Origin of the sequence: Kitasatospora sp. NPDC059408 (assembly GCF_042751525.1) — a bacterium.
GTDB lineage: Bacteria > Actinomycetota > Actinomycetes > Streptomycetales > Streptomycetaceae > Kitasatospora.
In genome coordinates, this window is sequence record NZ_JBHYWI010000148.1 from 1 (window position 1) to 11,635 (window position 11,635).

Genomic DNA, 11,635 nt, shown 5'->3' on the forward strand with positions numbered 1-11,635 from the left:
CCACGGAGGGCCGCCACCGCCGTTTCGTCATGATTCGCCACGGCCCGGACGGCCCCTCCGCGGGGGCCTCCTCGTCCCGGCGGGGCCGGTGCGGCAGGATGTCCGGCATGACGTCGAGCGCACCTGACGAATCCGCCGGCCTGACCGGGCCCAGCGACGCCGTCGGGCCTGCCCCGGCGCCCGTCACCGCCGCCGGGCCGCCGGCCAACACGGTGGTGGTCCCGGCCGACGAGGACCCGGTGGCCGCGGCCGGCAGCGAGTTCTTCGGCGGCCCGCCCGGCCGCCGGGCGCTGCTGGGCGTCTCGTGGTGGGTCCCGGTGCGCGTCCTGGCGCTCGCCGTCATCGTCATCTCGGTGCTCGGCATGGTGCAGAAGGCGCCCTGCTACAGCCACGCGTGGTTCCAGGCGGGCTCGCCGCAGTACATCCACGCCTGCTACAGCGACATCCCGCACCTGTTCGCCGGACGCGGCTTCGCCGCCGGGCTGCACCCGTACGTCGACCGCATCCCGGGCTCCTCGGGGGACCTCCAGTACCTGGAGTACCCGGTGCTGACCGGCCTGTTCATGCAGATCGCGGCCTGGCTGACGCCGGGTGGCGGCACCCAGCAGGACCAGGAGCAGTGGTTCTGGGCGATCAACGCCGGCCTGCTGATGGCCTGCGCGGTGGTCGCCGCGGTGGCGCTCTCGCGCACCCACCGGCGCCGCCCGTGGGACGCGCTGCTGTTCGCGCTCGCGCCCGTCCTGCTGCTCAACGGCACCGTCAACTGGGACCTGCTCGCGGTCGCGCTGGCCGCCGTCGCGATGGCCTGGTGGGCGGGCTCCCGGCCGCTGTGGGCCGGCGTGTTCATCGGCCTCGCCACCGCCGCCAAGCTCTACCCGCTGCTGCTCCTCGGCCCGCTGCTGGTGCTGTGCTGGCGGGCCGGAAAGTGGCGCGAGTTCCGCGCGGCGCTGGGCGGCGCGCTCGGCGCCTGGCTGCTGGTCAACCTGCCGATCATGATCGCCAACTGGCAGGGCTGGTCGACCTTCTACGTCTTCAGCAACCACCGCGCCGAGGACTACGGCTCGTTCTGGCTGATCGTCATGCAGAACCGCGGGACCGGGCTGGAGTACCTCAACTCCTACATCGCGGCGCTCATGGTGCTGGGCTGCGCGGCCATAGCGTGGCTGGGCCTCTCGGCGCCCCGCCGTCCGCGCTTCGCGCAGCTGGCGTTCCTGGTCGTCGCCCTGTTCATCGTGGTCAACAAGGTCTACTCGCCGCAGTACTCGCTCTGGCTGCTGCCGCTCGCGGTGCTGGCCCGGCCGCGCTGGCGGGACTTCCTGGTCTGGCAGGCCTGCGAGGTGCTGTACACCCTGGGCATCTGGTCCCACCTGGGCTTCGTCACCGGGACCAAGCAGCACGGCATCGGCGAGGCCTGGTACCACTTCGCGATCGTGCTGCACCTGCTGGGCACGCTCTACCTGGTCGCCCTGGTGGTCCGCGACGTCCTGCTGCCGGACCGCGACCCGGTGCGCTGGGACGGCAGTGACGACCCGTCCGGCGGGGTGCTCGACCGGGCCCCCGACGCGGTCGTGATCGGGGCCGCCCGCCGCCTGCGCGAGGACGAGAGCTACGCGGAGTACGCGCCGGCCGGCCCCGGGCAGTGGCTGGACGAGCCGGAACTGCCGGAGCCGGCCGAGAAGGGCTAGCGGGAGAGGGGCCTCCGCGGGAGGCCCCGGCGGGAGGGCCTCAGCGGTCCACGACGCGGTCGAAGTGCGTAGTGGTGTGCCGGACCTGCAGGCCGAGCTCGTCGCCGATCACCGGTGCCTTGGTCTCGCCGTCCAGGAACAGCAGCGAGACCTGCATGTGCGGCGGCTCGGCGAACCAGAGCTGCTTGCCGGCCCAGTGGAACGGCGACTTGGTCTTGTTTACGGTCGCCAGGCCGGCCCGCGCGATGCCCTTGGCCCGCGCGCCCATGCTCGCCACGTACTTGGGGGCCTCCAGGCCGATGCCGTGCGCGGTGCCGCCGGCGACCACGACGATGTGGCCGTCGGAGGGCGCCGGGTGCTGGCGGTAGCCGTAGCGGTCGCCCTTCTTCACCGGGGTGACGTCCAGGACCGTCGCCCGGACCTCCAGCGCGCCGTGGTCGCCCAGCCAGAGCCGGGTGCCGATCCGGGCGCGGAAGACGGTGCCCGGGTAGCGCTGGGCGAGCTGGTCCATGCCGGCCGAGCCGAGGTGGCTCACGAACACGGTGTCCACCGGGATCCCGGCCGCCCGGGCGGTGTCCACCCAGTACGCGACCTCCTCGACCGGGCTGGAGCCGTCCGGCCGGTCCATCGGCAGGTGCAGCGCGAGGCCCTCGAAGGAGACGCCCTCCAGCTCGGCGGCCACCGCCGGCAGGTCGGCCGCGCTCACGCCGTGCCGGCGCATGGTGGTCATGCACTCCACGACCACCCGGGCGCCGTGCAGCGCGCGCAGCGCGTCCACGCTCGCCACCGTCCGGATCACCCGGGCGTGCGGCAGCGGGAGCACCTCCTCGCCGATCCGGTAGGGGGTGAGCACCAGCAGCTCGCCGCCGTACCACTCGGCGGCGTCGGCCGCCTCGTAGGCGGTGCCGACGGCCAGCACCCCGGTGCCGAGCAGCGTCGCCTCCTCGGCCAGCCGGTGGTTGCCCAGGCCGTAGCCGTTCCCCTTGGCGACCGGCACCAGGCCGGGGAACTCGGCGAGGACGGAGCGCTGGTGGGTGCGCCAGCGTTCGGTTTCGAGGTAGAGCGACAGCGTCATCGGGTCAGCCTCCTCAGCGGCGGGACATGTAGAGGTCGAGGGCCTTGTGCAGCAGCTTGTTGAGCGGGAAGTCCCACTCGCCGAGGTACTCGGCCGCCTGCCCGCCGGTGCCGACCTTGAACTGGATCAGGCCGAACAGGTGGTCGTTCTCGTCCAGGGTGTCGCTGATGCCGCGCAGGTCGTACACGCCGCCGCCCAGCGCGTAGGAGTCGCGCATCATCCGCCACTGGATGGCGTTGGACGGCTTGACCTCGCGCTTGTGGTTGGCCGAGGCGCCGTAGGAGTACCAGACGTGCTCGCCGACCACGAGCATCGTGGTCGCGGCCAGCGGCTCGCCCTCGTGGTAGGCGATGTAGAGGCGCATCCGGTTCTGGTCCTCGGCGGTGAGGGCCTTCCACATGCGCTGGAAGTAGGAGAGCGGGCGCGGGGTGAACTTGTCGCGCTCGGCCGTCACCAGGTAGAGCTGGTGGAAGATCGGCAGCTCGTCGTAGCCGCCCTGGTACACCTCGACGCCGCTCTTCTCGGCCTTCTTGATGTTGCGGCGCCAGAGCTGGTTGAAGTTCTTGTGGATGTCGTCCAGCGAGCGGTTGGCCAGCGGCACCTGGAAGACGTAGCGCGGCTGGACGTCGCCGAAGCCGGCGCCGCCGTCCTCGCCCTGCAGCCAGCCGGCCTTGCGCAGCCGGTCGGCCACCTCGAAGGCGCGCGCCTCGTACCAGTCGGCCTCGACGTCGCGCAGGCGCTTGGCCTGCTTGCCGGCGATGGCCTCCTTGATGGTGGGGGCGTTCCAGCGGCGGATGACGATCGGCGGGCCCATCTTCACCGAGAACGCGCCCTGCGCCTTGAGGTGGGCGAGCATCGGGGAGAGCCAGCGGTCGAGGTCGCGGTCGAACCAGTCGATGACCGGGCCCTCGGGCAGGTAGGCCAGGTAGCGCTTGACCTTGGGCAGCTGCCGGTAGAGCACCAGGCCGGCGCCGACGAGCTGGTTGCCCTCGTCGAACCAGCCGATCGACTCCGAGCGCCACTCGGCCTTCACGTCGCCCCAGGACGGGACCTGCATGTGGCTGGCCGAGGCGCGGCTCCTGATGAAGGCGAGGTGCTCCTCGCGGGTGATCGTCCTCAGGCGCAGGCTCATGCTCGGTGCTCCTCGTCGGTCGGGCTGTGGTGGCCCCGGGTTCTCGGGGTGACCCTATCGTCCGGTGGCACCGGCGCCCGTGGGCGCGGGCGTGACGGCGCCCCCGTGCGTACCTGTCTCCTGCAGATACGCGACGGGGGCGCCGAGGGTTCCTGTCGAGGGGGCCGGAAGCGGTCCCGGAGGCCCGGGATCAGCCCCAGAGGCCGCCCCGGGCGATGCCGAGGTAGAAGCCGACGGCGGAGGCGCCGAGCGTGATCATCAGGACGAAGCGCTCGGCGGTGGTGACCGAGACGAACATGCCCCAGAGCCCCGCGACGATGCCGAACAGGCCCGTCCACGAGGTCAGCAGGTGCAGGTTGTAGAAGAACGACGTGGTGAAGGAGACGACGCCCAGCAGCGCGGTCAGCGCCACCAGGGCGTTCTCCCGGGGGTGCGGGTGGCCGTCGGTGTTGAGGGTGAGGGCGGGCATGCGGTGGACGGACTGTGCCATGTGTCCCACCTCCTGGCGTGGAGACGAACGGGCAGGAATCCCGTTCCGTCCAGATTGCGGCGGTTGGACTGGTCTCACAACCCCTATGCGTTTTGTTCGGCCGTACGGGTGCGGGTAGGCTGTGCCGTCTGCACTGGTGTAGTTGTGCCCCCTTGCGCCCTCTTGCGGGCGGCCGCCCGATCGGGTGAGCGGGGCCCGACTGTCGGACCCGGCCGCTACGGTGGGCCGGTGTCGTCACACGCTCCGGTGCCGACGCTGCACAACCCTCCTGCCACGGAGAGACCGTGGCCGTTGAGTCCAAAGGAGGTGGGTTACCCATGCGTCACTACGAGGTGATGGTCATCCTCGACCCCTCGGTCGAGGAGCGCGCTGTCTCCCCCCTGATCGAGAACTTCCTCACCGTCGTCCGCAACGCCGGCGGCAAGGTGGAGAAGGTCGACACCTGGGGTCGTCGCCGTCTGGCTTACGAGATCAACAAGCAGTCCGAGGGCATCTACTCGGTCATCGACCTGAAGGCCACGCCTGAGGTCGTCAAGGAGCTCGACCGCCAGATGGGCCTGAGCGAGTCGGTTCTGCGGACCAAGGTCCTGCGCCCGGACACCCACTGAGCCACCTCTGAGGCCTTCGGGTCTCGGGTAGCTCGCGACCGCTGTTTCACGTGAAACAGCGGTGAACGGACATCTTCCCGAGAGGTCATCACCACCATGGCAGGCGAGACCGTCATCACCCTCGTCGGCAATCTCGTCGACGACCCCGAGCTGCGCTTCACCCCGTCGGGTGCGGCGGTCGCGAAGTTCCGCATCGCGTCCACCCCCCGCACCTTCGACCGTCAGACGAACGAGTGGAAGGACGGCGAGAGCCTCTTCCTCACGTGCAACGTCTGGCGGCAGCCGGCGGAGAACGTGGCCGAGTCGCTGCAGCGCGGCATGCGCGTCATCGTGCAGGGCCGACTGCGCCAGCGGTCTTACGAGACCAAGGAAGGCGAGAAGCGGACGGTCTTCGAGGTCGAGGTCGACGAGGTCGGCCCGAGCCTGCGCTCGGCGACTGCCAAGGTCACCCGGGCCAACCGTTCCGGTGGCCCCGGCGGCCCCGGTGGCGGCTTCGGCGGCCAGCAGGGCGGCCAGGGCGGCCAGGGCGGCGGCGGCAACTGGGGCGGCGGTGGCGGCCAGCAGGGCGGCGGCTGGGGTGGAAACTCCGGCGGCCAGTCCGGCCCCTCCGACGACCCGTGGGCTTCCAGCGCCCCGTCCGGCGGCCAGCAGGGCGGCGGCGGCTGGGGTGCCCCGTCCGGTGGCGGCTTCTCGGAAGAGCCCCCGTTCTAAAGAGCTGACAGATTTCGTGCGGCCCGGCCGCCGGCGTCCCCGGACGCCCGCCGGGTCGTGAACCCCAAATGGAGCACACAATGGCGAAGCCGCCTGCTCGCAAGCCGAAGAAGAAGGTTTGCGTCTTCTGCAAGGACAAGGTCAACTACGTTGACTACAAGGACACGAACCTGCTGCGGAAGTTCATCTCCGACCGCGGCAAGATCCGTGCCCGCCGGGTCACCGGCAACTGCACCCAGCACCAGCGTGACGTCGCCACGGCCGTGAAGAACAGCCGTGAGATGGCGCTGCTGCCCTACACCAGCACCGCGCGCTAAGAGAGGGTGACCAAGTAATGAAGATCATCCTCACGCACGAGGTGCCGGGTCTCGGCTCCGCCGGCGAGGTCGTCGAGGTCAAGGACGGCTACGCCCGCAACTTCCTGGTCCCGCGCGGCTTCGCCATCCGCTGGACCAAGGGTGGCCAGAAGGACGTCGACGCGATCCGTCGCGCCCGCAAGATCCACGCCATCCAGACGCTCGAGGCCGCCAACGAGGTCAAGGGCAAGCTCGAGGGCGTCCAGGTCAAGCTGGCCGTCCGCTCGGGCGACGCCGGCCGTCTGTTCGGCTCGGTGACCCAGTCCGACGTCGTCGAGGCCATCAAGGCCGCCGGCGGCCCGGCCGTGGACAAGCGCGCCGTCGCGATCGCCTCGCCGATCAAGACCGTGGGCACCCACAAGGTCTCGGTCAAGCTGCACTCGGACGTCGTGGCCAACCTCGACGTCGCCGTCGTGGCTGCCTGAACCGCATAGCAGTGGCCCGAGGGCCGGACTCCTCCGCGGAGTCCGGCCCTCGGCGCTTTCCCGGGCCGGGGCTCAGCCCCGGACCGCTCCGGTGACCAGCCACCTGCCGCCGCGGGCGCGCCGGACCATGAACCCGGCGCGGACCAGCATGAACAGGTTCATCGCCCACCACAGCCCGGCCAGCCCGGTGCCCGTCGCGGGGACCGCGAGGGCCGCCGGCGCGAACACGGCCAGGGTCGCGAGCATCGCCCACGCCAGGTACGGGCCGTCCCCGGCGCCCATCAGGACCCCGTCCAGCACGAACACCAGGCCGCTCAGCGGCTGGGTGAGCGCGAGCAGCAGCAGCGCGGTGCCCAGCTGCGCCCGCACGGCCGGATCGGGTGTGAACAGCGGGACGTACAGCGGGCGGGCCACGACGACCAGCAGGCCCAGCACGACGCCGGAGCCGATGCCCCACTCGACCATCCGCCGGGTGGCCGCCTTCGCCCCCGGGACGTCCGCCGCGCCCAGGTAGCGGCCGATGATCGCCTGGCCGGCGATCGCGATCGCGTCCAGCGCGAAGGCCAGGAAGCTGAACAGCGTCATGGCGATCTGGTGCGCGGCGACCTGGGTGTCGCCGAGCCGGGCGGCCACCGCGGTGGCGATCATCAGCACGGCCCGCAGGCTCACCGTCCGCACCAGCAGCGGACCGCCCGCCCTGGCGCTCGCCCGGATGCCCGTGAGGTCCGGCCGCAGCGAGGCCCGCTCGCGGCGGGCGCCGCGGACCACCACGACCACGTACACGGCGGCCATCCCGGTCTGCGCCAGCACCGTGCCCCAGGCCGAGCCGGCCACGCCGAGCCCGGCTCCGTAGACCAGGCCGGCGTTCAGGCCGATGTTGGCGGTGAAGCCCGCGACGGCGACCACGAGCGGCGTGCGGGTGTCCTGGAGGCCGCGCAGCACGCCGGTGGCGGCCATCACCATGAGCATCGCGGGGATGCCGAGGGAGCTGATCCGCAGGTAGGTCACGGCGTAGGGCGCGGCCGTGTCGGAGGCGCCGAGGACGTCCGCGGCCCAGGGGGCCAGCAGGAGGGTGAGCGCGACCACCGCGACGGACAGGCCCAGGGCGAGCCAGATGCCGTCGACGCCCTGCTGGACGGCGGCCCGGCGGTCCCCGGCGCCGATCCGGCGCGCCACGGCGGCGGTCGTGGCGTAGGCGAGGAAGACGAAGACGCCGGTGGCGGTGGAGAGTGCGGCCGCGGCGACGCCGACGCCGGCCAGCTGGGGGGTGCCGAGGTGGCCGACGATCGCCGAGTCGGCCATCAGGAAGAGCGGCTCGGCGACGAGCGCGCCGAAGGCGGGTACGGCGAGGGCGAGGATCTCGCGGTCGTGCCGGCGTCTGGAGGGTCCGGTGGTGGCGGCGGTCATGCGGTCCAGGTTACTCATCCACAGGTAATGGCTGCTAGTGCCTGTTGTCCATTACTCGAACTGGTGAGTGGCGAGCCCGGCGGGCTCCGCGCCCACAGCCGTCCGGTGGTGTGTGAAGAATTTCTCATGCACAGACCCCGGAAGAGGTAACTCCAGGTCAGAGAGTTGACGTGGGGCCGATGGTCCGGTTATCCACAGGACCTTCCACAGGGGCGTCCACAGCTTTGCGGCAGTTCTCCACAGCCCAGGGCCGCTCGTCCACACCCCCTGTGGATAACCGTGTTGGCTGAAGGGCGTCCGGCCCCTTAGCGTGGGCTCTCCGCCCGACACTCCCACCCGCCCCGGCGTCCGTTTTGTCGGCCCCGTGGCGTACAAAGAGGAGCGGCTCCGCTCCAACTCGCACCACTCGCTGATCGGGGAACACGCGTGACCGGCCCCCAGTACGACGACCACGACGCCCCGCCGCCGGAGGACGACTGGCAGAACGCCGAGGACCCCTTCCCGGCCGGTGCGTTCGACGACGCGCCGTTCCCGGAAGGGCCCGGCGACCGGCTCCCGGTCTCGCGGGGTCGCGGCGGGGGCCAGGGCGACGGCTTCCAGAAGGGCGGGGGCGGGGGTTTCCAGAAGGGCTCCCAGAAGGGTGGGGGCGGCGGTTTCCAGAAGGGCTTCCAGAACGGCAAGGGCGACCGCCGGGACGACGGGGGCCAGGGCGGCGCCGAAGGCTTCGAGCGCGTCCCCCCGCAGGACCTCGCGGCCGAGCAGTCCGTCCTCGGCGGCATGCTGCTGTCCAAGGACGCGATCGCCGACGTCGTCGAGGTGCTCAAGCCGGCCGACTACTACCGGCCCGCGCACGAGATGATCCACGGCGCGATCCTCGACCTCTACGCCCGCGGCGAGCCGGCCGACCCGATCACCGTGGCCGGCGAGCTCACCAAGCGCGGCGAGCTCCAGCGCGTCGGCGGCGCCTCCTACCTGCACACCCTGGTCAACTCCGTCCCGACCGCGGCGAACGCCGAGTACTACGCCCAGATCGTCGCCGAGCGCGGGGTGCTGCGCCGGCTGGTCGAGGCCGGCACCCGGATCGCGGGCATGGGTTACGCGGCCGAGGGCGACGTCGACGAGATCGTCAACGCGGCACAGGCGGAGATCTACGCCGTCACCGAGCAGCGCACCAACGAGGACTACGCCCCGCTCGCCGACATCATGGAGGGCGCCCTCGACGAGATCGAGGCCATCGGCTCGCGCAACGGCCAGATGTCCGGCGTACCGACCGGCTTCGCCGACTTCGACCAGCTCACCAACGGCCTGCACCCGGGCCAGATGATCGTCATCGCGGCCCGTCCCGCCATGGGTAAGTCCACGCTCGCCCTGGACTTCGCCCGGGCGTGCTCGATCCACAACAAGCTGCCGAGCGTCATCTTCTCGCTCGAAATGGGGCGCAACGAGATCGCGATGCGCCTGCTCTCCGCCGAGGCCCGGGTGGCGCTGCACCACATGCGCTCCGGGAACATGACGGACGACGACTGGACGCGGGTCGCCCGCCGCATGCCGGACGTCAGCGAGGCGCCGCTGTTCATCGACGACTCGCCGAACCTGTCGATGATGGAGATCCGGGCCAAGTGCCGCCGGCTCAAGCAGCGCAACGACATCAAGCTGATCGTCATCGACTACCTCCAGCTGATGCAGTCCGGCGGCTCCCGCCGGGCCGAGAACCGCCAGCAGGAGGTCTCGGACATGTCGCGAAACCTGAAGCTGCTGGCCAAGGAGCTGGAGGTGCCGGTGATCGCGCTGTCCCAGCTGAACCGTGGTCCCGAACAGCGCACCGACAAGCGGCCGATGGTCTCCGACCTGCGAGAGTCCGGCTCGATCGAGCAGGACGCCGACATGGTCATCCTGCTGCACCGCGAGGACGCCTACGAGAAGGAGTCCCCGCGCGCGGGCGAGGCCGACCTGATCGTCGCCAAGCACCGTAACGGCCCGACGGCCACGATCACCGTCGCCTTCCAGGGCCACTACTCGCGCTTCGTGGACATGACCCGGGACTGACCCCGGCGCGTTGCGCGGCCTGCTGGTCGCCCTCGCGCTGCGGCCGGGGCGCGTCGTCCCGAAGGCCTCGCCGGTCGACCGGATCCGGCCCGCTCCGGGCCCGGCACCCCCCCTGTCACACCCCTGGCACGGCCTCCGACGTGGGGTGATCAAGGAATCGTGAAAGGGTTGTGTTCGAATGGGCTACCCTCCAGCGCGTGACGATTATCAGATCGCTGCCTCGGTGGGGGGCACACAAGGAGCGCCGTGCCGACCGTGCGGCCGCGCCGGCGAGCAGACTCGGCTGGCTGGACGCCCTGCGGGGCATCGCGGCGCTGGCCGTGGCGGCCCACCACTTCGAGATCTTCAGGCTGATCCCGAAGGGCGATGTCATCGCCGCCCACTTCGACCTGGGCTTCTACGGGGTCATCGCGTTCTTCATCGTCAGCGGGTACATCATCCCGGCCTCACTGGAACGCCGCGGTGACGTCCGGGCCTTCTGGATCGGCCGGGTCTTCCGGATCTACCCGGCGCTGATCGTGACCGTGCTCTTCGCCGAGTTCGTCCTGCCGCTCAGCTACCAGGTCGTCAGCTACGACGGCGTCCCGTACCACAAGCTCTGGCTGGCGGCCAACGGCCTGCTGCTGTCGGACATGCTGGGCGTGGTGAACGCGCTCGGCATCTCGTGGACGCTCGCGTACGAGATGCTCTTCTACTTCTTCGTCAGCAGCCTCTTCACGGTGGGCTGGCACCGGCGCAGCACGCCGATCGCGGTCGCGGCGGGGGCGATCGCGCTCGTCCTGGGCGTCTGGATCCCGTCGTACAGCCTGAACCACACCCTCACGGAGACCAACAACCTCGTCGCCGCCACCGTGGTCGTCGTGGTCATGGGCGTGCTCTGCATGCTCAGCGGCAACGCGCCGCTGGCCCGGGTCGGCGGTCTGCTGCTGGGCGGGCTCGGCCTGCTGCTGGTGTTCACCAACGGCCGGGACCCCGCGTACGAGAGCTTCACCATCCTCGCGACGATGTTCGCCGGCACGGTGATCTACCGGGCGCAGCACGGGCAGATCGAGCGCATCGAGGCCTGGCTGTCCGTCGGTTTCGTGGTGGTGGCGGGCGCCATGGTCGGGTGGATGTACAACCGGGACGCGATGGCGCGCGCGACCTCGACCTTCACCTGGCCGGCGTGGACCAACGCCTACCTGGCGGCCTGGGCGTCGTTCGGGCTCTTCTTCCTGCTGCGCAACCGGCGGCTGCCGCGCGTGCTGACCTGGCTGGGCGCGGTGAGCTTCTCGGTCTACCTGCTGCACTGGCCGGTGAAGAAGTTCCTGCTGTGGCGGCTCGGCTGGGACAGCAACCACTACTACGTCAAGCTGGCCGCGATGCCGTTCGCCGAGCGGTGGTCGTGGGTGGCCGGGTACGTCGCCGTGCTGCTGGTGGTCTGCTGGGTGGTGTACCGGCTGGTGGAGATGCCGTTCCAGAACCTGGGCCGCAAGCTGACCAAGGCGGTGAACCGGCGCTGGCCGCCGCAGTCGCTGGAGCCGGCCGCACCGGGAGCGCCGTCGGCCGCCGTACCGGTGCCGCGCCAGGAGTCGGAGCTGGTGGGCGCGGGTTCGTCGGGCGGGGCGGAACGCTCCGGCTGATCCGGGGGACATGAGGGCCCGGGGGGGGGGGCGCCCGCCGCCCCCAGACGACCGCCCGCGCCGTCGCCAACCGCAGCG

The 11,635-nt window shown here is 71.2% G+C and carries 11 protein-coding genes; 7 read left to right on the plus strand and 4 right to left on the minus strand.

The window, feature by feature from the left end:
• Positions 1-107 precede the first annotated feature (107 nt).
• A complete protein-coding gene (locus ACFXDE_RS42810) occupies positions 108-1,685 on the plus strand; it encodes a glycosyltransferase family 87 protein (protein ID WP_380499641.1) in 1,578 nt (525 codons plus the stop codon).
• Between the two features lie 40 nt (positions 1,686-1,725).
• Here the strand turns inward: ACFXDE_RS42810 and ACFXDE_RS42815 are convergent, their stop codons facing one another.
• The 3 genes from ACFXDE_RS42815 to ACFXDE_RS42825 all read right to left on the minus strand — a co-directional run bounded on the left by ACFXDE_RS42815 (position 1,726) and on the right by ACFXDE_RS42825 (position 4,382).
• Positions 1,726-2,760, minus strand: coding sequence for an alanine racemase (locus tag ACFXDE_RS42815; RefSeq protein WP_380441707.1), 1,035 nt, complete (start codon positions 2,758-2,760; stop codon positions 1,726-1,728).
• 13 nt (positions 2,761-2,773) lie between these two features.
• On the minus strand, positions 2,774-3,892 hold the full coding sequence (locus ACFXDE_RS42820; protein WP_380441705.1) for a lipid II:glycine glycyltransferase FemX: 1,119 nt from the start codon (positions 3,890-3,892) through the stop codon (positions 2,774-2,776).
• Between the two features lie 190 nt (positions 3,893-4,082).
• Positions 4,083-4,382 (minus strand): hypothetical protein, encoded by a 300-nt coding sequence (locus ACFXDE_RS42825; RefSeq protein WP_380441703.1) that lies wholly within the window; start codon positions 4,380-4,382, stop codon positions 4,083-4,085.
• Positions 4,383-4,699: 317 nt separating this feature from the next.
• Here ACFXDE_RS42825 and rpsF point away from each other — a divergent pair, with 317 nt between their 5' ends.
• The 4 genes from rpsF to rplI all read left to right on the plus strand — a co-directional run bounded on the left by rpsF (position 4,700) and on the right by rplI (position 6,482).
• On the plus strand, positions 4,700-4,990 hold the full coding sequence (gene rpsF, locus ACFXDE_RS42830; RefSeq protein ID WP_063348486.1) for a 30S ribosomal protein S6: 291 nt from the start codon (positions 4,700-4,702) through the stop codon (positions 4,988-4,990).
• 96 nt (positions 4,991-5,086) lie between these two features.
• Complete coding sequence (locus tag ACFXDE_RS42835) at positions 5,087-5,701, plus strand: single-stranded DNA-binding protein (protein ID WP_380499642.1); 615 nt, start codon at positions 5,087-5,089, stop codon at positions 5,699-5,701.
• Between the two features lie 80 nt (positions 5,702-5,781).
• Positions 5,782-6,018, plus strand: coding sequence for a 30S ribosomal protein S18 (rpsR, locus tag ACFXDE_RS42840; RefSeq protein ID WP_030304537.1), 237 nt, complete (start codon positions 5,782-5,784; stop codon positions 6,016-6,018).
• Positions 6,019-6,035: 17 nt separating this feature from the next.
• Positions 6,036-6,482, plus strand: a complete 447-nt coding sequence (rplI, locus tag ACFXDE_RS42845; RefSeq protein WP_363647663.1) for a 50S ribosomal protein L9 — start codon at positions 6,036-6,038, stop codon at positions 6,480-6,482.
• Positions 6,483-6,554: 72 nt separating this feature from the next.
• On the opposite strand, the gene ACFXDE_RS42850 is transcribed toward rplI, so the two are convergent.
• Positions 6,555-7,889 (minus strand): MATE family efflux transporter, encoded by a 1,335-nt coding sequence (locus ACFXDE_RS42850; RefSeq protein ID WP_380499643.1) that lies wholly within the window; start codon positions 7,887-7,889, stop codon positions 6,555-6,557.
• Between the two features lie 426 nt (positions 7,890-8,315).
• Between ACFXDE_RS42850 and dnaB the strand changes: the two genes are divergently transcribed.
• Together dnaB and ACFXDE_RS42860 are read left to right on the plus strand one after the other, a co-directional pair.
• Complete coding sequence (gene dnaB, locus ACFXDE_RS42855; protein WP_380499644.1) at positions 8,316-9,935, plus strand: replicative DNA helicase; 1,620 nt, start codon at positions 8,316-8,318, stop codon at positions 9,933-9,935.
• Positions 9,936-10,132: 197 nt separating this feature from the next.
• Positions 10,133-11,557, plus strand: coding sequence for an acyltransferase family protein (locus ACFXDE_RS42860; protein WP_380499645.1), 1,425 nt, complete (start codon positions 10,133-10,135; stop codon positions 11,555-11,557).
• Positions 11,558-11,635 lie beyond the last annotated feature (78 nt).